The sequence below is a fragment of the Pseudomonas sp. PDM02 genome, from assembly GCF_014852285.1.
Taxonomy (GTDB): Bacteria; Pseudomonadota; Gammaproteobacteria; order Pseudomonadales; family Pseudomonadaceae; genus Aquipseudomonas; species Aquipseudomonas migulae.
Window position 1 is genome coordinate 222,167 of sequence record NZ_JACVBL010000007.1, and the last position, 21,382, is coordinate 243,548.

Consider the following 21,382-nt stretch of genomic DNA (forward strand, 5'->3'; position numbering starts at 1 on the left):
TTGGATAAATACGATCTCCTGTAGGAGCCGGCTTGCTGGCGATAGCGGTGGGTCTGTCGACGCATTTATTGACTGAACGGACGCTATCGCCAGCAAGCCGGCTCCTACAGGGGTTTGTGTACATGTCGGGAATGAGTGAACGCAGCAGAGAAGGACAACGCGTACCCCCAAAGAGCCAGGTCGGCTTTCAGGCCGCCTCGGCGGTTGTGGCGGTGGTCGCCCCCTCGAGAGGCCGAGCGCAGGTTCTGCGCAGTGGGCAACCCGGCATGGATGCCGGGTTAGCCGCGCACGGCCAAGGATGGCCGATCGCGGCGGGCCCACGGAGCAGGACCGGAGAGAGGGCATGCCGAGCCTAGGCGAGGCACCGAACGAAAGGGGCAAGAGACCTTTGGTTACTTTGGGGCTCTTCCAAGTGACTCGCCGTAAGGGCGAAACCAATAGCCGCCATGACCACAACAACGGATATGTACGCTTAAGTACGCATCCCCCGCCCACTAACCAACAACCGCGCACACCCGATATACAACACCACCGTCGCCACCAGCATAAACGTAATCGCCACACTGATCCTGATGTCCGAAACCCCAAGAATCCCATAGCGAAACGCATTGACCATATGCAAAACAGGGTTCGCCAACGACACCGTCTGCCAAAACGGCGGCAACAACGAGATCGAGTAAAACACCCCGCCCAGATAGGTCAGCGGCGTCAGCACAAACGTCGGAATGATCGAGATGTCATCAAAGTTGCGCGCAAACACCGCGTTGATGAAACCCAGCAACGAGAAGATCGTCGCCGTCAGCACCACCACCAGAATGGTCACGCCCAGGTGATGCACCTGCAACTTGGTAAAGAACAGCGACAGCAACGTCACAATGAGCCCGACCATCAACCCGCGCAGCACGCCGCCCAGGGTGTAGCCGATCAGAATCGTGTGCGGCGACACCGGCGACACCATCAATTCCTCGATGGAACGCTGGAACTTGCTGCCGAAGAAACTCGACACCACGTTGCCGTAGGAGTTGGTGATCACCGACATCATGATCAGCCCCGGCACGATGTATTCCATATAGGTGAAACCACCCATGTCACCGATCTGCCGGCCGATCAGATTGCCGAAGATCACGAAGTACAAAACCATGGTGATCGCCGGCGGCAGCAGCGTCTGCGGCCAGATCCGGGTGAAGCGTTTGACCTCGCGATAAACGATGGTATTGAGCGCGACGAGATTGGGCTGCAGCTCGGAACTCATACCGCCACCTTCGACAGATTTTTCTCCACCAGGGACACGAACAACTCCTCGAGGCGATTGGTTTTGTTACGCAGGCTCAGCACTTCGATGTTCTGCTGCGCCAGTTGAGTGAACAGCGCGGTGATGCCCATGGACTTGTCGACCTGGACTTCAAGGGTATGGCCGTCGAGCAAACGGGTCGGGTAACCCAGCAACTGCGGTGCAACGCTCAGCATGTTTTTCGTGTCGAGCAGGAAGGTTTCCACATGCAGCTGGCCAAGCAGCTGTTTCATGCTGGTGTTCTCGACGATCGTGCCGTGGTCGATGATGCCGATGTTGCGGCACAACTGCTCAGCCTCTTCCAGATAGTGCGTGGTGAGGATGATGGTGATGCCTTTCTGGTTCAGCTCGGTGAGGAACGTCCACATCGAACGACGCAGCTCGATATCGACCCCCGCCGTCGGTTCGTCGAGAATCAGCAGACGCGGTTCGTGAACCAGCGCACGGGCGATCATCAAGCGACGCTTCATGCCACCGGACAGCGAACGCGACGGTACATCGCGCTTGTCCCACAAACCGAGTTGGGTCAGGTATTGCTCGGCGCGTTCCTTGGCAATTTTCGGCGGGATGCCGTAATAACCGGCCTGGGTCACGACGATGTCGAAGGTTTTTTCGAACTGGTTGAAGTTGAATTCCTGGGGCACCACGCCGATGGAGCGCTTGAGCTGCGCAGGATTCTTGTCCAGGTCGTTGCCGAAGATATTCACTGTGCCGCTGGTTTTGTTCACCAGGGTCGAGAGAATGCCGATGGTCGTGGATTTGCCGGCGCCGTTGGGGCCGAGCAAGGCGAAAAAGTCACCTTCGGCGACGTCCAGATCGATACCACTCAGGGCCTGGAAACCGTTGCCGTAGGTTTTGGTTAGCTGCCGGATGGACAGAGCGGAACTCATATCGGATTTACGCACCAAGAAGGGAAGAAAGGGATCAATAAGGGCGGGCGGCGAGCATTGCAACCGCGGCGCATGAGCGCAATGGTGCTTGTCGCCGCCACACAAGTACAGTCAAGTGTGTCGATAGTGAGTATTAAGTCAACGCGGTCATGACGGCTTTCTTGTACGCCGCACGCTGCTTCAGCCGTGCATACCAGGCTTCCAGATGTGGCTGCGGCGCACGCTCGATCGGCATCTCGAACCAGGCATAAATGAAGCTGCCGAGGGGAATGTCGCCCATGCCGATTTCATCGCCGGACAAGTACGGTTTGGCCGCCAGTGCCTGATCGGCCATTGCCAGCAAGCCATTGCACTCTTTGATTGCGGCGCTGATGGCGGGCCAGTCCTGCTGGTCTGCCGGTGTGCGCAAGACGCCCCAGAACACGGTGCGGAACGGCCCGGCAAAACTTGAAGTGGTCCAGTCCATCCATTTGTCGGCAGTGGCGCGGGCTTTCAGGTCCGAGGGATACCAGGCGGTGTCGTTGGCGTGGCGGGCCATCAGGTAACGCACGATGGCGTTGGATTCCCACAGCACGAAGCCGTCGTCTTCAATCACAGGAACGCGACCGTTGGGATTCATCGCACGATACTCGGGCGTATCGACTACGCCAAAGGCGCCGCCCGCATCGATGGCTTCATAGGCCAGGCCCAGTTCTTCGGCGGCCCACAAAGGTTTTCTGACATTCGACGAATTTTTCCGACCCCAGATCTTCAGCATGACCGCCTCTTGATAGATGAATGCGCAGGCAGCATACGCCGGATCAGCCGCGACTCAAATCGCTCTGCATGTCCCCCAACAGTGGCGGCAACTGTTCGCTGAACAAGTGCGGATAGCACTTTTCCAGGTGTTCGAAAAAGAACGCCTCCGGCACATCGGTGAACTGACCGTGATCGATCAGGTACTCCATCAGTTGCTCGCCGTCACGATTGAACGGGTGGAAAACGCTGTCGTTGATCCCGTCGAATTCCAGCGGCGCAACGTTGAACATTTCGCAGAGTTTCTGGTTGAACGCCGGCGTGGCTTTGACCCAGCGATCGTTCAGGTACAGCTCTGTATAACCATGCATGGCGAACACGTCACTCTTGAGCAATTCCAGCAAACGCGGGGTCGACAAGTGATTGCGCACATCCGCCAGGCCGATTCGCGCGGGAATCCCGCAATGCCGCGCCGCACCGGCGAGCAGCGTGGCCTTGGGCACGCAATAACTCTCACCGGTCGCCAGCGCATAACTGCCGCGCAAGGTGTCTGGATCGCGGCTGAACGTGTAAGGGTTGTAACGCACGGCCTCGCGCACTGCGTAATAGAGATTGATCGCCTGCTCGAGCGGGTCGCGGTTACTGCCGCGATGTTTTTCGGCGAACTCCACCACCGACGGGTGGTCACTATCGATGAAGCGGCCGGGACGCAGATACTCGTGCATGAGAACAATCTCCTGGGGAAGCCACGAGTCTAGCGACAGGTTCAGCACAGAGATAACGACGTTTCGGCCAAACATGGACGCTTTGCCGCCCGCCCGGCGAACGATTTGCCCGGCCCGATGCCAATCGGTCCTACAAAACTCATCGAAGGTTTCCCACGATTTCAATCACCTCGCTCTGACCACCCTGTTTTGCGGATGCCGTCTAAGCTCTGAAGGTTGGTTTTGCCCTGGTTTCACGGAGGATTAAATATGCTGCTGTTGTGGATACTGGTTCTGGTTGTCGGGATTGCGTATTTAGCCCACCGCCGTATCGCCCCCCTACCCGCCCTGTGCATCGTTGCCGTTTATGTGGTGGCGATGGGGGCCTTCAGTCGTGCGCCTGGCTGGCTGCTGCTGGTGCTCTGGGTATTGATCGCAGCGGTGGCGGCGCCCTTGTTGCTACCCGACCTGCGCCGCAAATACTTCAGCGCGCCGCTGTTCAACTGGTTCCAGAAAACCCTGCCGCCGATGTCGGAAACCGAACGCGACGCCATCGACGCCGGCACGGTGTGGTGGGACGGCGAACTGTTCAGTGGCCGCCCGGACTGGGACAAACTGCTGTCCTATCCCAAAGCTCAACTGACCGAAGAGGAACAAGCCTTCATCGATGGCCCGACCGATGAGCTGTGCGCGATGGTCACGGACTGGCAGATCGGCCAGGACATGGACCTGCCGGCCGAAGCCTGGACCCACATCAAGGAAAACGGTTTCTTCGCCCTGATCATTCCCAAGGAATACGGCGGCAAGGGTTTTTCTGCCTACGCCCACTCCCAGGTGGCCATGAAACTGGCGACCCGCAGCGGCGACCTCGCCTCCACTGTAATGGTCCCCAACTCCCTCGGCCCGGCTGAATTGTTGCTGCACTACGGCACCGACGAACAACGCAACCATTACCTGCCACGACTGGCGCGTGGCGATGACATCCCGTGCTTCGCCTTGACCGGACCATTGGCCGGCTCCGACGCCGGCTCGATGCCCGACACCGGGGTCATCTGCAAAGGTGAATGGGAAGGCAAGGAAACCCTCGGCCTGCGCCTGAACTGGGAAAAGCGCTACATCACCCTCGGCCCCGTCGCCACCCTCCTCGGCCTGGCCTTCAAGGCGTATGACCCGGATCACTTGCTGGGCGATGAAGTGGATCTGGGCATCAGCCTGGCGCTGGTCCCGACCGACACCGCCGGTGTCGAGATCGGCCGTCGTCATCTGCCATTGGGCGCCGCCTTCATGAACGGCCCGAACTCCGGCAAGGACGTGTTCATTCCGCTGGACTTTCTCATCGGCGGCCAGGACATGCTCGGCAAAGGCTGGATGATGCTGATGAACTGCCTGTCGGTCGGGCGCTCGATTTCGTTGCCTGCGGTCGGCACCGGCGCGGCGAAGTTCACCAGCCTGGTGACCGGTCAATACGCGCAGATTCGTGAACAGTTCAACGTACCGTTGTCGGCGTTTGAAGGTATTCAGGAAGCCATGGCGCGCATCGGCGGCAACGCCTGGATGATGGACGCGGCGCGGATGCTCACCGCCAACGCGGTGGACCTGGGCGAGAAACCGTCGGTGCTGTCGGCGATTCTCAAGTACCACCTTACCGAACGTGGTCGCGAGTGCATCAGCCACGCCATGGATGTGCATGGCGGCAAGGCGATCATCATGGGGCCGAACAATTACCTCGGGCGCAACTGGAATGGCGCGCCGATCTTCATCACCGTCGAGGGCGCGAACATTCTCTCGCGCAACTTGATGATCTTCGGCCAGGGGGCGATTCGCTGCCATCCATTCGTCCTGAAAGAAATGGCTCTCGCCGGGCGTGAAGACAAGGATCAGGCCCTCACCGAGTTCGATGGCCTGCTGCTCAAGCACATCGGTTTTGCCGTGAGCAACGCTGCCAGCACACTGGTGCTGAACCTTGGTTTCGGTCACTTCGAACATGCACCGGGAGACAAGCTCAGCCAGGGGTACTTCCGTGCGCTCAACCGTCAGGCGGCTGCGTTCGCCCTGCTCGCGGACTTGAGCATGATGTTGCTGGGCGGTGAACTGAAACGTCGCGAACGTCTGTCGGCACGCCTGGGGGATGTGCTCAGCAACCTGTACCTGGCCTCCGCCGCGCTCAAGCGTTACCACGATCTAGACTCACCGGAACACATGGCGCCGCTGTTTACCTGGGCCATGGAAGAAAGCCTTGGTCAGTCGGAACGCGCGCTGGATGAATTGCTGACCAACTTCCCGAACAAGGTTTTGGGCTGCCTGTTGCGGGTGATTGTGTTCCCGCTCGGTCGCCGTCATAAAGGGCCGTCGGACAAGCTCGGTGCAGAAGTGGCCGCGGTGATTGGCCGGGCCAAGGGCGATCCAACCCTGGAAGAACTGCTCGGCGGATGCTTCCGTCCGCAGTCGGCCGATGACGCCGTCGGTGCCCTGCAACACGCGTGCGACCTGTTGAACGCGGTGCAGCCGGTGCAGAAAAAACTCCACATGGCGCTCAAAAGCGGTCAGGTCAAACCGGTTGCCGGGGAAAACGTTATCGACGCCGCGCTGGAGGCTGGCGTGTTGCAGCCGGTGGAAGCGCACAACCTGCGCAATGCCGAAGTGGCGCGGCGCAAGGTGATCGATGTCGATGATTTCGACAAAGAAGAGTTGAAGCTGGCCGAAGGAAAGGTCCGCTGATCCTGCTTGCGATGTAAAAAAGGGCGCAGGAGCTTTATACTCCCGCGCCCGTTTTGCTCTTGAGGACTTATCTCGTGTCCAACATCGTTGCCGATCATCTCGTTTTGCTCGACCACCTGCGCAGTATCCTGGTCGCCGTGGGTGAGGCCGATCAGGTTCCCGAAGAAAGCCATGCCTTGTTCCTGGAGCGCTTCGACGAACTGCGTGCGTTGCTGCCGGTCGACCCGATCGAAAGCCAATACCTGGGCCAGGACATCCTGTGCCAGGTGATCACCCGTTACCCGCAAATCGCTCATCTGGTCCCGCGTGACCTGTTGTGGTATTTCGCCGGTGACTGCCTGCACTACATGCCCGATGATGAAATCGACTTGTATCAGGCGCTGGAAGAACGTCGCTTCGAAGCTGAACAGAACGACGAACCGTTCGACTGGAATCAGGAAAAGCAATTGCTGGCGATGTCGAACGACGACAGCAAGCACTGATCCCCGGTCAGAAATGCAAAAGGCCCGCATGGTTGAACATGCGGGCCTTTTTTTGTGGCATTGCGCAGTGATGTGGTGTCTGGGCGGACGCCTTCGCGGGCAAGCCTCGCTCCTACAGGTCCTGCACAAAAACCGTAGGAGCGAGCGGTGCGGCGATCCGACTTGCCCGCGAAGAGGCCCGTCAGAGCAACCCATCACTTTCGGGCAATTCGTACTCCGCCGCGACCTTTCCCAACACACCGGGTTTACCCGGCTTGCTCAACGTCGGCTCCTTCCCAAGACATTCCACCAGATAGTCGATCAACACCCGCAGCTTCGGCGGCATGTAACGCGTCGGCGAATGCAGCAACCAGGCCCCGCCGTGGTACGACGCCAGAAACGTCCAGTCCGGCAACACTTGCACAATCAAGCCCTGCTCCAGCGCATAACGCGCGGTGAAGTACGGCAGGCTGCCAATCCCGATGTGCTGCAACACCGCGCCCAGTCGCACACCGGTGTGATTGGCGGCATATCGCCCACGCACACCGACGGTGACGGCCTTGGTGCCTTTCTTGAATTTCCAGCGTGCATCACTCGGGGTCTCGCCCAGGTAGATGCAACTGTGGTTGAGCAAGTCATGGGGATGGGTCGGCGTGCCGTGCTCGGCCAAGTACTGCGGGGTAGCGCAGAGTAAATGGTCGATGGTCAGCAATTGCCGCCCGACCAGCCCGGCAGGCGGCCGATCAGTGATACGAATCGCCAGATCGACGTTGTCGTCGATCAAATCCACCTGACGGTCTTCAAGTAACAACTCCACATCCACTTTGGGATAACGCCGCAGAAATTCCGGCATATGCGGGTGAATCACGAATCGTCCTACGGCTTTGGGCACGCTGACTCGCACCAGACCTTCCGCTTCATGGGTGAACTGACCGCTGATTTCCATCACCGACTTGGCTGCGCTGACCATCTCCTGGCAACGCTTGAATACTTCCTCGCCACCGTCGCTCAGCCGCAGTTTGCGCGTAGTGCGTTGCAACAGGCGCGTGGCGAGTGCCTTCTCCAGACGCGAAATGCTGCGACTGACCGCCGACGGTGAAGAGCCCAGCTGACGCGCCGCTTCGGAGAAACTGCCGGTCTCGACAACCTTGACGAATATCGCCATTTCACCGAGCAACGGCAGAGGAAGATTTATGCTCACAGCGCAACAGTCCTTTGATGTTTGAACGGATTATCACGTAATTCCACGCTTCATATAATAAAAAACAAAATTTTTAATGAGGACATGGAATATGACGCTTCGCCTCTTTTTCCATAGTGATGACCTCAAGGCTAACGTGGAAGTCCTCGATTGCACGCCGCACGAGAACGAATTCGCCGTGGTGCTACGCGCCACACTGTTCCACCCTCAGGGCGGTGGACAACCCTTTGACACCGGCTGGATCGGCGAAAGCCAGGTACTGCGCGTGGCCCAGGACCCGGACCGGATCATCCATTTCGTCGACCGCCCCGTCCCTCTCGGCATGACCCAGATTCGCATCGATGAGCAACGTCGCCAGTTCAACGCACGGATGCATTCCGCCGGCCATCTGATCGGCCATTTCGTCCAGGCCATGGGCTGGATGCCGATCAAGGCGCATCACTGGCCGGGCGAGGGACGCGTGCAGTTCAAACCGGTGGATTGCGCGCAGGAGGTTGACGCCCGGACCATCGAGTCCGGCATAGAACAATGGATCGCCCACGACCTGCCGCGCCTGACATCGTTGCGCGAAGGCGCCCGGGAAATCGGTTTCGGTGAACTGCCCGCCTATGGCTGCGGCGGCACCCATGTACGTAGCCTGAAGGAATTGGGCACGGTCACGATCGCTTCCGTTTCGCAGAAGAAAGGAACGCTGTCAGTCCACTACAGCGTGGACTGAGCATTTGGACGATGCCGATTCCGGCATCGCCTGGCGCCGGGGGGCCTGCATTCGCGGGTTCCGTTGACTATCCGATAGATGGACCTGAACCATGATGCTTGACGTCGAGCGTCTCGATGAGACGTGCATAAAAAAACTGGCCAACGAAGAAGTCCTCGCCATCCGGGTCAAAAGTTTCCTGGCCCCGCCGCTGGCGATTCAGATCGGCGACAAGATTCTCGAGCCCGGTTTCGAAGGCTATATCAACGCACCGAGCATCGGTCGTATCGGCATGGCGTTTTATGAGGCTGAAAACCAGCCGCTGCTGATCGAAGACTATTTCGAACGCGCCACGCGCAACATCGCGGAACTGCGCAACCGTTGCGCGCCCTACTCGTCCCCGGTCGACACCCTGCGCTGCATGCTCGATGAGTCCTGGCCGGCAGGTGCGCATCTGGAAAACCTCTACGGCCGCAAGATGTATGTCGGCTTGTCCCGAGTGGTGAAACCCGGCGTGTGCTTTCTGGCCCACCACGACATCTTCGCCAAGGACGCTCCCGACAGTTACCAGGCCAGAAGTCTCGATGCGCAATTCGCCTGCAATGTTTACCTGAACATGCCCACCGAAGGCGGCGCGCTGCAGATGTGGGACCACGACATTTCTCCCGACCAGTTCGACGAAATGCGTGGCGACAGTTACGGCATCGATCCGGCGTTGCTCGGCACTCCGATCCTGGAGGTCCTTCCGCAACCTGGTGATTTCATCATGTTCAATTCGCGCTGCATGCACTCGGTGACACCGGGCGTGGCCGATCCGCGCCTGAGCCTTTCTTTCTTTGTCGGCTATCGCGGCAATGCTTCACCCCTTACTTTCTGGAGTTGAGATGCAGTTTTCGAATTACCTGGGCGAATTCCTGGCTCTGGCGACAATTCACTTTCTGGCCGTGGTCGCCCCCGGACCGGACTTTGCGGTCACCATCCGCCAGAGCGTGCGTTTCGGTCGGTGGGTAGGCATCTGTACGGCGCTGGGCATTGGCGCTGGCATTTCCGTGCACGTGCTTTACACCCTGCTTGGCGTCGGCGCGCTGATGCACACCACGCCCTGGCTGCTGACTGTGGCCAAGGTGATCGGCGGTGCCTACATTTTGTACCTGGGTGTGAGCCTGTTGCGCAGCAAGCCCAAATCCGCGCTGGAGGGTGATAAAGAAGCCGACGAGCCGGTCGTCGAACAAACACTGCTGAAGGCGTTCACCACCGGGTTTCTGACCAACGCGACCAATCCCAAGGCCACGCTGTTTTTCCTGGCGATCTTCACCACCCTCATCAGCGCCACGACCCCGCTGAACATTCAGGCGCTTTACGGCCTCTGGATGTGTTTCGTGAACGCACTGTGGTTTGTCATCGTTGCCCTGTTCTTCTCCAGCAGCCGGGTGCGCGTGCTGTTCATGCGCATGGGGCATTGGTTCGAACGCACCATGGGGGTGATTCTGATCCTGTTCGCCGGGCGCCTGATTCTGTCGATGTAAAAACCCGCCCACGCAAAAGGCCCGCTCAGTCTGACTGGCGGGCCTTTTTTTTGGCTTGGATATAAATTTTGCACAAACAAAAACGCCGCTCAATGAGCGGCGTTTTTGTGAAATTGGAGCGGGAAACGAGACTCGAACTCGCGACCCCGACCTTGGCAAGGTCGTGCTCTACCAACTGAGCTATTCCCGCAAATGGCGTCCCCTAGGGGACTCGAACCCCTGTTACCGCCGTGAAAGGGCGGTGTCCTAGGCCACTAGACGAAGGGGACACGCTGCCCGGAACACATGGTGTGTGTTTCGGTGCCCAGACCCGCATCCGAAGACTTGGTTCTGGTTTCACTCAGCCCTGCCCGAAAGCAACGCTGTTTAAAATTGGAGCGGGAAACGAGACTCGAACTCGCGACCCCGACCTTGGCAAGGTCGTGCTCTACCAACTGAGCTATTCCCGCATATTGGCGTCCCCTAGGGGACTCGAACCCCTGTTACCGCCGTGAAAGGGCGGTGTCCTAGGCCACTAGACGAAGGGGACACACGTACAACATTCACTCCCTACCGCGTTTCGCTGTGTGCTTTACGCTGTAAGTGGCGCGCATTCTATGGATGGATTGAGGGGTCGTCAACCCCCAGATATAAATTTATTTAAATCAATGACTTCGCCCTGCTTTAAGCAGCGAATACGGCTTTTTGCTCGCCCTGTGTTTGACGCCTATATTCTGACACCCGCCAAGACGTTATAGTCCACCCACGCAACAGATGATGGCAATGTGCACCAAGCACACTATTACTTATATAAGCAGGTTTGCGGTCGATACAGGCATAAGCCTGTTCGTTTCAACCCGTCGAGCGGCCCTATGCGCTCCCCTGCCAAGCCACTACACTCGCACGCGAATCCCATAAAGAGGTCTTACCGGTGACACCACTCATGATCACCCTGCTAGTCGTAGCCGGGATCGCACTATTGATCGCCATTGGGTACATGAACCATGTGGTGGAAAACAACAAACTGGAAAAGGCCCGCACCAAGGTTGAGCTCAACGACCGCCTGCGTCGCTGTGGCGAAATTACCGAAACGTTCCCTGGCCAGCTGATGACTCCGGCTCTCAAGCTGTTGTTGACTCGCCTGGAACTGAACGTCTGCCAGCGCCTGTTGAATCTGGAAAAATCCAGCGCCAACCTCAAGGTGCGGATCAGCGAACTGAACACCCTTGTCGCGCAGGGCGAATCGATCCCGGTCAACAACCCGCCGGCACCGATCCAGACCGAAGCCAAGGCCAAGGATGTACGCTTCCTGCTCGAGGCCCTGCACGGGCAGATCACCCGCGCGGCACAGGACGGTTTCCTGCCAACCAACGAAGCCAAACGCTGGATCCGCGAAGTTCGCCACATCCTGGTTCTGTTGCACATCGAATTCTTCAACAACCTCGGCCAGCACGCCCTGCAACAAAACCAGCCTGGCCAGGCTCGCCTGGCGTTCGAACGTGGTGTGCAATACCTGCGCAAACAACAGGAACCTCAGGTCTACGCCGAACAACTCGAATACCTGGAAAAGCTCCTGGCCCGTGCGAATGCACAAGTCATGGACAAAACTGCGCCGGCTGAAGGCGAAGTGAACCAATTGACCGAAGGCCTCAAAGACGTCGAGGCGGATGCGGACTGGAAGAAGAGAGTGATTTACGACTGATCACGCAAAGATGAAGAGCCACCGACAAGGTGGCTTTTTTTTGCGTTGGGTTTTAGCGGCGGGTACATCCGGGGAAGATTGGGCGGCTGTCAGGCCGTCATCGCTGGCAAGCCAGCTCCTACAAAGGGCGTGGTACATCCGCGAGAATCAGGGCGGTAGTCAGGCCGCCATCGCCAGCAAGCCGGCTCCTACAAGGGCGCGGTACATCCGCGAGAATCAGGTCGGTTGTCAGGCTGCCATCGCCGGCAAGCCGGCTCCTACAAAGGGCGTGGTATATCCGCGAGAATCAGGTCGGTTGTCAGGCCGTCATCGCCAGCAAGCCGGCTCCTACAAAGGGCGTGGTATATCCGCGAGAATCAGGTCGGTAGTCAGGCCACCATCGCCGGCAAGCCGACTCCTACAAGGGTCCTGTGTGCGCTTTTGATTTTCACCACTCATCAGGCCGAGCGTTAGCTCGCCTTGCGCTTTTGATTTTGATCTGCCCGCCCCTTCGGGAGGCTGAGTGGAGGTTCTGCGCAGTGGGCAACCCGGCATGGATGCCGGGTTAGCCGCCCCCGGCCATGGATGGCCGATGGCGGCGGGCCCACGGAGCAGGACCGGAGCGAAGGAACGCCGAGCCTTAGCGAGGGGCCGGACGCCGGGGCGAGACCTTTTGGTTCCTTTTGGGGCGTTTGCCAAAAGGGACTCGCCGTAAGGGCGAAACCTTGAGCGGCCGTTACACCAAGAATGGATATGTACACCAACAAGAGATAGGTCGGCTGTCAGGCCGCCATCGCCAGCAAGCCAGCTCCTACAAGGGCCATACCGATCAGAGCCGGAAATGCCCGACCATCCCCTTCAACTCAACCCCCAACTGCGCCAACTCGATACTCGACGCCGCATTCCCCTGCATCGCCAACGAAGACTGATCCGCACTCGCACGAATACTGGTCACACTGCGATTGATCTCCTCAGCCACAGAACTCTGCTCCTCGGCAGCCGCTGCAATCTGCTGGTTCATCTGCTGAATCAACGACACCGCCGCAGCAATACTGCCCAAGGCACTTTCGGTCTGAAGCGCATCACTGACCGCCAGTTTCACCAATTCGCCACTGCTCTGAATCTGATGCACCGACGACTGCGCCGCCGAACGCAAGGCGCTGACCAGACGCTCAATCTCCTCGGTCGATTGCTGAGTCCGCTTCGCCAGCGCCCGCACTTCATCGGCAACCACCGCAAACCCCCTGCCCTGCTCGCCGGCCCGTGCCGCCTCGATGGCCGCGTTCAGCGCCAACAAGTTGGTCTGCTCAGCCACACTCTTGATCACGCTGAGCACCGTGCCGATATTCTGGATCTCCGCACTCAGGCTCTCGATGCTGGAACTGGCCGAGGACGCCGAATCGGCCAGCTGTTCGATCCGCGCCATGCTCTGGCGCACCACCACCTGGCCACTTTCAACCTTGTCGTCCGCCGTCTGCGCAGCCTGGGCAGCTTCTTCCGCGTTACGTGCAACATCATGCACGGTGGCGGTCATCTGGTTCATTGCAGTTGCGACCTGCTCGGTTTCTTCTTTCTGACTGCTGACTTCAAGATTGGTCTGTTCGGTCACCGCCGACAGTGATTGCGCGGAACTGGCCAATTGCTCGATACCCGCCTGCAAACCGCTGACAATGCTGCTGAGCCCCGCGCCCATTTGCTGCATGGCCTGCATCAGTTGGCCGATCTCGTCCCGGCGGGTCACTTCAACCGTCGCACTCAAATCGCCCGCGGCAATCTGCTGAGCCACACGGATCACACTGCGCAACGGCCCCACGATCAATCGGGTAATCACCCACGCCGCGATCAGCCCGACCAGCAAGGCCAGGGCCGATGAACCGATAATCAGCAGCGAATTCTTTTTCAGCTCGGCCTGCATCGACTGGTCTTCGGCGACATAGGCCTGATCCACCCGCTCCACCACCTGCGCGGCGCGTTGATGCAGCTGTTCATAGACGGTTTTTTCCTGCGCCAGCAGGCCGGTGTACTCGGCAAGTTTTTCGCTGAAACCGCCAATGTGCCCAACCACCTCATTCAGGACCGTCTGGTAGCCCTCGTCCTTGACCGTGGTTTTCAACTGCTCGGCCTGAGCCAGCGCCTGGTCGGCCTGCTCGATCTTGCCCTGGCTGGCACTGTCATCGCCCTTGCGACTCTGGTCCAGACGCACGCGCGCCTCGTTCATGGCTTGCAACATCAGCCGCGACACCTGGCTGACCTGATTGGCCTGTTCGATGAACTGGCTGCCGTCCTTGCCCTCGGAGTCCTTCAAGGTATAAGCGCCATCGTCGGCGAGACCGGCCTGCAACACATCAAGGTTGTTGGCCACGCTGGACACCGACCAACTGGCCATTTCCAGCGCCAGGTCCTTGGCCTGACTCAGCGAGACAAATTCGTCAAACGCCTTGCGATAAGCTCCCAGCGATTGCTCGACGTCGTTCATCACCGGAACGTTGGCCGGTGATTGCGCCTTGAGCTGATTCGCCAGGACGACCAGGCCTTCAACGCCCTCGTGCAACGCAGTGACGATTTTCGGGTTGCCGTGCAAGGCGTATTCCTGCTCAAGCAACCGCACCTTGAGCAGGCCACTGTTGAGCGACGACATCTGTTTGAGCCCGTCGAAGCGCTGGCTGATGGTTTGCAGGGACCATACGCCGATGGCCGCCACCAGGGCTGTCAACAGCAGCACCAGCAGAAACCCGACACCCAGTTTTTTTGCCATACCGAGGTTGGCAAAACGTCCTTGCACGGCCGAAATCATTGCACTTAGTCCCCTGACATAGTCTGTTAACGCAGATTCGCAACGGGCCTGTGTCAACACAAGTCTCTGGCGTCGGAATAATGGCAAAAAGCTACGCCAACGTCGTTTTCAGAACGCTTGAGGTCGATTCAAAGCGGTGGCCTGAAAAAACGCCCGGGCTCGCGGATCACAGGCATAGGCCACATTGATACGCTGCCAGTCACCGGCTTCGCCGGCGGGACTGAAGGCTGTCGCGCAAGACAGCAGGACACCGTGGCGTCGAGCCTGAATCCGCAGGTGAGCGTAGTCGGACTTGCGCGATCGCGCCCAGATGAACAGGCCCCCGACGGGTTTGCCGAAGACCTCCCACTCGGCGTCTTCCAGCATCTGCAATGCGGCCTCTCGGTCACCGCTCAGACGCTGCCGCAGGCGCAGCACCAACTTGCGATAGGCACCGCTCGCCAACAGGCAGGCCAGCACCGACTCGCAAAACCCGGAAGTACCCAGGCTGCTGATCCTCTTGACCTCGGCCAGTCTCGATATGACATCCGCGCCAGCCACTACAAAGCCGACCCGCAACGAACTGCTGAGAATCTTGGAGTAGCTGCCGAGGTAAATCACGTTGTCATCGGTCTCCAGGGCAGCGAGCCGCACGCCCGGGCCACTGTGCAAGTCCGCGTAGACATCGTCTTCGATCACCAACACGCCATGGGTTTTCGCCAGTTGCAGGACCCGCTCCGCCACCGCCGGCGCCAAGCTGCTGCCCGTCGGGTTTTGATAGAAGCTGTTGATGAACAATGCCTGGGGCTTGTTCTCCCGCAGCAGTACCGTGAGCGCTTCGATGTCCGGCCCGCGCGGCGTGCGCGGCACCTCAAGCATGTTGACACCCCGCAGCCTGAGCAACTCGAACAGCAAGGAGTAACCGGGGCTTTCTACCACCACGCAATCACCTGGCTTGAGCAAGGTGCGCACGATCAGGTCAAGCCCCTGACTGGCGCCCGCGGTTGTCATGATTCGACTTTCTTCTGCGGCGATATCCAGCAGCCTCAGGCGCTTGAGGATTTGCTGACGCAACGCCCGCAAACCCAACGGCGTGCTGTAGTTGAACAGCGCAGCCATGTCCGTGCGACTGACCTCACGGATCGCGTAGCTCAGGTCGTCGGTTTCACGCCAGCTTTCGGGAAGCCCGCCACTCCCCAGCGGCAGCTCACCCTCCCTGCTGCGTGAATTGACCTCTGTACCTTCTGACCACGGCGAGTCCGCAGCGACCAACGCCGGGGTTGCGACGACGAACCCCGCGCCATGACGTGGCGCCAGCATGCCTTGGGCCACCAGCCGCTCACAGGCCTCAACGACGCTGGTCTGACTGAGCAAGTTGACCCGTGCGATTTGCCGCGCAGAAGGCAAACGCGTCCCCGCCTCTATTTCGCTATGACGCAGCCAGCAAGCCAGCGCGTCGACGATTTGCTGTACGACCGGCACCATTGCCTGTCGATCGATTCTCAATTCCATGAGCAAGCAAACTCCTGTTTGTTTCGCGGAAAACAGTTAATCACAGCAACGCGGGATGGGCTGTGCGACAACGCCGCCAAAACTCACGGATCTAACCATTTGAAACACATTGCCCGAGCCATTCCCCAGGCAAAAAAAAACCCGCACACGTGGCGGGTTTTCTTGCGGTGCATGGCCCGGCTTCAGAACGCCGTGACGCCACCGTCCACCGCCAGCGAATGACCGGTGGTGAACGCGGCACCGTCGCTGCACAGGTACAGCACGGCACTGGCGATTTCTTCGACCTTGCCGATGCGACCCACCGGGTGCATGGCGCTGGCGAACTCGCCCTTCTTCGGATCCGCTTCATAGGCGCGGCGGAACATGTCGGTGTCGATCACCGCCGGGCATACCGCGTTCACGCGAATCTTTTTCTTGGCGTATTCGATTGCCGCCGATTTGGTCAGGCCGATCACCGCGTGCTTCGACGCCGCATAGATGCTCATCTTCGGCGCGGCACCGAGGCCTGCCACCGAAGCCGTGTTGACGATCGCACCACCGCCCTGAGCCAGCAACAACGGCAGCTGATACTTCATGCACAGCCAGACGCCTTTGACGTTGACGCCCATGATCGCGTCGAATTCGTCGACCGTGCCTTCGGCCAGTTTGCCTTTCTCGATTTCAATGCCCGCGTTATTGAAGGCGTAGTCGAGACGGCCGTAGGTATTCACCACTTCGTCCATCAGATTTTTTACATCGCTTTCCAGGGTGACGTTGCAACGCACGAAGGTCGCTTCGCCGCCCGCCGTACGAATCAGCGCCACGGTGCCTTCACCGCCTGCGGTGTCCATGTCGGCCACCACCACCTTCAACCCTTCGGCGGCGAACGCTTGGGCGGTCGCGCGGCCGATACCATTGGCGGCGCCCGTGACTACAGCGACCTGGCCGGAAAACGTCATGCTCATTGTGATGCCCTCGAAGTGAAGAATGTGCAGGTTAGCGTGCGACCAGTCTAGCCACAGGCACGACCCACGCGGCAGCACTATCAGAAGCCCGGTTGAGTGACCATGAGTTGCAGTGATAAAACCACCAGACCGACTATCACTGCACTGGATCGATGTGCATTCGCCGCATCAGCCAAACTTGCGGGGTCGTCCATGAAGGTCTATCAACAAGGCTTCATTCATCTTGAGTGCCTGTCATGACTACCCAGACCAATCGCCAGTTCCTGCTCGCCAAACGTCCGGTGGGCGCGGCGACCCGCGAGACATTTACCTATCAGCAAGTCCCGGTCGGCGAACCGGCCACGGGTCAGATCCTGGTCAAAAACGAATACCTGTCCCTGGACCCGGCCATGCGTGGCTGGATGAACGAGGGCAAGTCCTACATCCCGCCAGTCGGTATCGGCGAAGTCATGCGCGCACTGGGCGTAGGCAAAGTCGTGGCGTCCAGCCATCCGGGGTTTGCGGTCGGGGACTACGTCAACGGCGCCCTGGGTGTGCAGGATTACTTCCTCGGCGAGCCGCGCGGCTTCTATAAAGTCGATCCGAAACTGGCACCGCTGCCACGTTACTTGTCCGCGCTGGGCATGACCGGGATGACGGCCTACTTCGCCCTGCTCGATGTCGGCGCACCGAAGGAAGGTGACACCGTGGTGCTGTCGGGTGCTGCGGGTGCGGTGGGCAGCATTGCCGGGCAGATCGCCAAGATCAAAGGCTGCCGCGTGATCGGCATCGCGGGCGGCGCGGACAAGTGCAAGTTCCTGATCGATGAACTGGGCTTTGACGGTGCCATCGATTACAAGAGCGAAGACGTCGTCGCCGGCCTCAAGCGCGAATGCCCGAAAGGTGTGGACGTGTATTTCGATAACGTCGGCGGCGATATTCTCGACGCCGTGCTGAGCCGTCTCAACCTGAAGGCACGGGTGGTGATTTGCGGCGCCATCAGCCAGTACAACAACAAGGAAGCAGTCAAAGGGCCGGCCAACTATTTGTCGCTGCTGGTTAACCGCGCACGCATGGAAGGCTTTGTGGTGATGGACTACGCCGCACAGTTCGCCGCGGCCGGCCAGGAAATGGCCGGGTGGATGGCCAAGGGGCAGCTCAAGAGCAAGGAAGATATTGTCGAAGGGCTGGAGACGTTCCCGGAGACGCTGATGAAGTTATTCAGCGGTGAGAATTTCGGCAAGTTGGTGTTGAAGGTATAAAAAGCTTCGCGGGCAAGCCTCGCTCCTACAGGTATCACGTCGTGCACGTACTTCGCGAACGACACTGACCTGTAGGAGCGAGGCTTGCCCGCGAATGGTTTTAGCAGGCGCCGCTTAAGCGATTTCGGCTACTACGTCAGCCAACGCCTTGGCCGGATCCGCCGCCTGGCTGATCGGACGGCCGATCACCAGGTAATCGGAACCGGCATCCAGCGCCTGGCGCGGCGTCAGAATGCGGCGCTGATCGTCCTGGGCGCTGCCCGCCGGACGAATCCCCGGGGTCACCAGTTGCAACGACGGGTGAGCCGATTTCAAGGCCTGGGCTTCCAGCGCCGAGCACACCAGACCGTCCATCCCGGCTTTTTCCGCCAGCGCAGCCAGGCGCAACACTTGTTCCTGCGGTTCGATATCCAGACCGATGCCGGCCAGATCTTCACGCTCCATGCTGGTCAGCACGGTCACGCCAATCAGCAGCGGTTTCGGGCCGGTACGCTGATCGAGCACTTCACGGCAAGCCGCCATCATGCGCAGACCACCGGAGCAGTGAACGTTGACCATCCACACGCCCATTTCCGCCGCGGCTTTTACCGCCATGGCGGTGGTGTTCGGGATGTCGTGGAACTTGAGGTCCAGGAACACTTCGAAACCCTTGTCGCGCAAGGTGCCGACGATTTCCGACGCGCAGCTGGTGAACAGTTCCTTGCCGACTTTGACCCGGCACAGTTTCGGGTCCAACTGGTCGGCCAGCTTCAGTGCGGCGTCACGGGTGGGGAAATCCAGGGCGACGATGATAGGAGTCTGGCAGACGGACATGTGCGGGCTCTCAGGCAGGACGAAATCGGCGCGCATTGTAGCGGAACCAGCGCGGCTGCGGGACCCGATGATCGGTAAATCGTCGTCGGCGCTCAGCCAAGCCTAGCCCTTTCACCGATTGTGTCGAGACCGATACACTCACGACACGCCCACAACACCCTTCCCCGCTACCCTCGGCAGCCGCAACACGTCCTTACAGCACTTCCCGCCTCCGGGCCGGACGCCTATGCTGAAGCCACAACCTCGCAGCCCATCTTTGTGGTTGGCAGCCTACCTGGCAGATGAACGCACGCATGCACAACACCCACGCACCTGTGAACGACGATCAAAAAGCGCCCGGCGACGACAAACGCTGGAGCATTCGCGCCCTGATCGTCGACGATGACGTCCCGATCCGCGAACTGATGATCGACTACCTGGCCCGCTTCAACATCCACGCCAGCGGCGTCACCGATGGCGCGGCCATGCGCCTGGCGCTGCAAGCGGAGCATTTCGACGTGGTGGTGCTCGACCTGATGCTGCCCGGCGAAGACGGACTGTCGCTGTGCCGCTGGTTGCGCGCCGAATCGGACATTCCGATCCTGATGCTCACCGCGCGTTGCGAACCCACCGACCGGATCATCGGCCTGGAACTGGGCGCCGACGATTACATGGCCAAACCGTTCGAACCACGGGAGCTGGTCGCACGGATTCAGACCATTCTGCGTCGGGTGCGCGACGACCGCACCGAACAACGTGCGAATATTCGCTTCGATAACTGGCGCCTGAACAGCGTGCTGCGCCAGTTGATCGCGGCGGATGGCCTGGTGGTGCCGCTGTCCAACGCCGAGTTCCGCTTGCTCTGGGTGTTCATCGAACGTCCGCGCCGGGTGCTCAGCCGTGAACAATTGCTGGATGCGGCGCGCGGTCGTTCGATAGAAGCCTTTGATCGCAGCATCGACCTGCTGGTCTCGCGTCTGCGCCAGAAACTCGGGGACGACCCGAAAGCCCCACAGTTGATCAAAACCGTTCGCGGCGAGGGTTACCTGTTCGACGCACGAGACATCGGCTGATGCGTGCGCGCTTCGATACGCTGTTCGGTCGCCTGTTTGGCGTGCTGCTGGTGGCGATCATCCTGGCGCATCTGCTGGCGTTTGCCTGGTTTCATCATTACGGCCCACCTCCGCCGCCGCCCCCGCCCGAGTTCGCCCAAGGCTTCGACGGACCGCGCCCGCCGCCGGACCCGCGTTTCGAAAACCGGCCACCACGGCCATGGTTCGGCGGGCCGCTGGTGCCACTTACCTTCCAGCTGATTTCGCTGATCATCGCCGCCTGGTACGGCGCCAAACTGTTGAGTCGGCCGATCCAGCGCCTGAGCGACGCCGCCGAGCGCCTGAGCGAGAACCTCGACAGCCCGCCGCTGGATGAGTCCGGCCCACGGGAGGCCCGGCAAGCGGCCTACACCTTCAACCTGATGCAAAAACGCATCATCGAACAGATGCAGCAGCGTTCGCGGATGCTCGGCGCGGTGTCCCACGACCTGCGCACGCCGCTGTCACGCCTCAAGCTGCGGCTGGAACAGATCGACGACGACAAGCTGCAAGGCCAGATGCGCCAGGATCTGGACGACATGATCAGCATGCTCGACGCCACCCTCACCTATCTGCACGAGCAGCGCACCAGTGAGGCACCGCAGTGGATGGACGTGCAGGCGCTGGTCGAATCCTTGAGTGAAAACGCCCAGGACCAGGGCTCCGATGTCCAGGCCAGCGGCCATTGCGCACCACTGCAGGTTCAACCGATGGCCCTGCGTTCATGCATCAACAATCTGCTGGATAACGCGCTGCGTTATGCCGGGCAGGCGCAGGTCGTGCTTGAGGACAATCGCGAGCACCTGGTGATCCGGGTCATCGACCATGGGCCGGGGATTGCGGCAGATAAACGTGAAGCGGTGTTTGAACCGTTCTTCCGCCTGGAAGGTTCGCGCAATCGCAACTCCGGCGGTGTCGGTCTGGGCATGACCATTGCGCGTGAAGCGGCTGAACGATTGGGTGGGCAATTGAATCTGGAAGAAACTCCCGGTGGCGGTTTGACCGCCGTTATCTGGTTGCCCCGCACCTGAGCCCCACAGGTTCTGAGCCTGACCCAAGACCTGTGTGTACCAATCGGTACAAACCCCATATACCTACGACAACTTGCTCCTTGAGGCTGCATAAGCCGGTGCACCCACCGGTTTT

At 59.7% G+C, this 21,382-nt stretch carries 18 protein-coding genes, 4 tRNA genes and 1 pseudogene; 9 read left to right on the forward strand and 14 right to left on the reverse strand.

The genetic code is table 11. The annotated features are described in order from the left end of the window. Window positions 1-472: 472 nt before the first annotated feature. From IB245_RS14475 to IB245_RS14490, 4 genes are all read right to left on the reverse strand, one after another. A complete protein-coding gene (locus tag IB245_RS14475) occupies window positions 473-1,252 on the reverse strand; it encodes an ABC transporter permease (RefSeq protein ID WP_008032943.1) in 780 nt (259 codons plus the stop codon). Further along, a complete protein-coding gene (locus IB245_RS14480; RefSeq protein ID WP_008032944.1) occupies window positions 1,249-2,181 on the reverse strand; it encodes an ABC transporter ATP-binding protein in 933 nt (310 codons plus the stop codon). Before IB245_RS14480 ends, IB245_RS14475 begins: the two co-directional genes overlap by 4 nt. A gap of 133 nt (window positions 2,182-2,314) precedes the next feature. Then, window positions 2,315-2,938, reverse strand: coding sequence for a glutathione S-transferase family protein (locus tag IB245_RS14485; protein WP_192227918.1), 624 nt, complete (start codon window positions 2,936-2,938; stop codon window positions 2,315-2,317). Window positions 2,939-2,981: 43 nt separating this feature from the next. Further along, window positions 2,982-3,641 carry a transglutaminase-like domain-containing protein gene (locus tag IB245_RS14490; protein ID WP_192227919.1) on the reverse strand — a complete coding sequence of 220 codons (660 nt, stop codon included), beginning with the start codon at window positions 3,639-3,641 and terminating at the stop codon, window positions 2,982-2,984. Between the two features lie 249 nt (window positions 3,642-3,890). Here IB245_RS14490 and IB245_RS14495 point away from each other — a divergent pair, with 249 nt between their 5' ends. After that, a complete protein-coding gene (locus IB245_RS14495; RefSeq protein ID WP_192227920.1) occupies window positions 3,891-6,338 on the forward strand; it encodes an acyl-CoA dehydrogenase in 2,448 nt (815 codons plus the stop codon). Window positions 6,339-6,412: 74 nt separating this feature from the next. Next, a complete protein-coding gene (locus IB245_RS14500) occupies window positions 6,413-6,820 on the forward strand; it encodes a PA2817 family protein (protein WP_008032949.1) in 408 nt (135 codons plus the stop codon). Between the two features lie 181 nt (window positions 6,821-7,001). On the opposite strand, the gene IB245_RS14505 is transcribed toward IB245_RS14500, so the two are convergent. Continuing rightward, entirely contained in the window at window positions 7,002-8,000 is a 999-nt protein-coding gene (locus IB245_RS14505) for a LysR family transcriptional regulator (protein ID WP_192227921.1), read from the reverse strand. 91 nt (window positions 8,001-8,091) lie between these two features. On the opposite strand from IB245_RS14505, the gene IB245_RS14510 reads away from it, so the two are divergent. The 3 genes from IB245_RS14510 to IB245_RS14520 all read left to right on the forward strand — a co-directional run bounded on the left by IB245_RS14510 (window position 8,092) and on the right by IB245_RS14520 (window position 10,223). Further along, window positions 8,092-8,718, forward strand: a complete 627-nt coding sequence (locus IB245_RS14510) for an alanyl-tRNA editing protein (protein ID WP_192227922.1) — start codon at window positions 8,092-8,094, stop codon at window positions 8,716-8,718. Between the two features lie 91 nt (window positions 8,719-8,809). Continuing rightward, window positions 8,810-9,580, forward strand: coding sequence for a 2OG-Fe(II) oxygenase (locus IB245_RS14515; protein WP_008032955.1), 771 nt, complete (start codon window positions 8,810-8,812; stop codon window positions 9,578-9,580). A 1-nt stretch (window position 9,581) separates the two neighbouring features. Next, window positions 9,582-10,223, forward strand: a complete 642-nt coding sequence (locus IB245_RS14520; protein ID WP_008032957.1) for a LysE family translocator — start codon at window positions 9,582-9,584, stop codon at window positions 10,221-10,223. Between the two features lie 114 nt (window positions 10,224-10,337). Here IB245_RS14520 and IB245_RS14525 read toward each other — a convergent pair. The 4 genes from IB245_RS14525 to IB245_RS14540 all read right to left on the reverse strand — a co-directional run bounded on the left by IB245_RS14525 (window position 10,338) and on the right by IB245_RS14540 (window position 10,752). Further along, window positions 10,338-10,413 (reverse strand) — tRNA-Gly (locus tag IB245_RS14525). Between the two features lie 3 nt (window positions 10,414-10,416). Then, window positions 10,417-10,492: transfer RNA gene (locus IB245_RS14530), tRNA-Glu, on the reverse strand. 104 nt (window positions 10,493-10,596) lie between these two features. Further along, a tRNA-Gly gene (locus tag IB245_RS14535) sits at window positions 10,597-10,672 on the reverse strand. A gap of 4 nt (window positions 10,673-10,676) precedes the next feature. Continuing rightward, window positions 10,677-10,752 (reverse strand) — tRNA-Glu (locus IB245_RS14540). Window positions 10,753-11,145: 393 nt separating this feature from the next. On the opposite strand from IB245_RS14540, the gene IB245_RS14545 reads away from it, so the two are divergent. Next, a complete protein-coding gene (locus tag IB245_RS14545) occupies window positions 11,146-11,904 on the forward strand; it encodes a hypothetical protein (protein ID WP_032832315.1) in 759 nt (252 codons plus the stop codon). A gap of 808 nt (window positions 11,905-12,712) precedes the next feature. Here the strand turns inward: IB245_RS14545 and IB245_RS29370 are convergent. From IB245_RS29370 to IB245_RS14560, 4 genes and pseudogenes are all read right to left on the reverse strand, one after another. Then, on the reverse strand, window positions 12,713-13,594 hold the full coding sequence (locus tag IB245_RS29370) for a methyl-accepting chemotaxis protein (protein WP_411737737.1): 882 nt from the start codon (window positions 13,592-13,594) through the stop codon (window positions 12,713-12,715). Continuing rightward, a pseudogene (locus IB245_RS29375) lies at window positions 13,574-14,677 on the reverse strand (HAMP domain-containing protein); the annotation flags it as partial. The gene IB245_RS29370 and the pseudogene IB245_RS29375, both read right to left, overlap by 21 nt. Window positions 14,678-14,785: 108 nt before the next feature. After that, complete coding sequence (locus IB245_RS14555; protein ID WP_192227924.1) at window positions 14,786-16,168, reverse strand: PLP-dependent aminotransferase family protein; 1,383 nt, start codon at window positions 16,166-16,168, stop codon at window positions 14,786-14,788. Between the two features lie 182 nt (window positions 16,169-16,350). Continuing rightward, window positions 16,351-17,112, reverse strand: coding sequence for an SDR family oxidoreductase (locus tag IB245_RS14560; protein WP_008041586.1), 762 nt, complete (start codon window positions 17,110-17,112; stop codon window positions 16,351-16,353). Window positions 17,113-17,348: 236 nt separating this feature from the next. Here IB245_RS14560 and IB245_RS14565 point away from each other — a divergent pair, with 236 nt between their 5' ends. Further along, on the forward strand, window positions 17,349-18,353 hold the full coding sequence (locus tag IB245_RS14565; protein ID WP_192227925.1) for an NADP-dependent oxidoreductase: 1,005 nt from the start codon (window positions 17,349-17,351) through the stop codon (window positions 18,351-18,353). Window positions 18,354-18,467: 114 nt separating this feature from the next. Here the strand turns inward: IB245_RS14565 and pyrF are convergent, their stop codons facing one another. Beyond that, on the reverse strand, window positions 18,468-19,166 hold the full coding sequence (gene pyrF, locus IB245_RS14570; protein WP_167362965.1) for an orotidine-5'-phosphate decarboxylase: 699 nt from the start codon (window positions 19,164-19,166) through the stop codon (window positions 18,468-18,470). A gap of 293 nt (window positions 19,167-19,459) precedes the next feature. Between pyrF and IB245_RS14575 the strand changes: the two genes are divergently transcribed. Beyond that, window positions 19,460-20,218 (forward strand): response regulator, encoded by a 759-nt coding sequence (locus tag IB245_RS14575; RefSeq protein WP_008029291.1) that lies wholly within the window; start codon window positions 19,460-19,462, stop codon window positions 20,216-20,218. Further along, window positions 20,218-21,267, forward strand: coding sequence for a sensor histidine kinase (locus IB245_RS14580; protein ID WP_008041589.1), 1,050 nt, complete (start codon window positions 20,218-20,220; stop codon window positions 21,265-21,267). Before IB245_RS14575 ends, IB245_RS14580 begins: the two co-directional genes overlap by 1 nt. Window positions 21,268-21,382 lie beyond the last annotated feature (115 nt).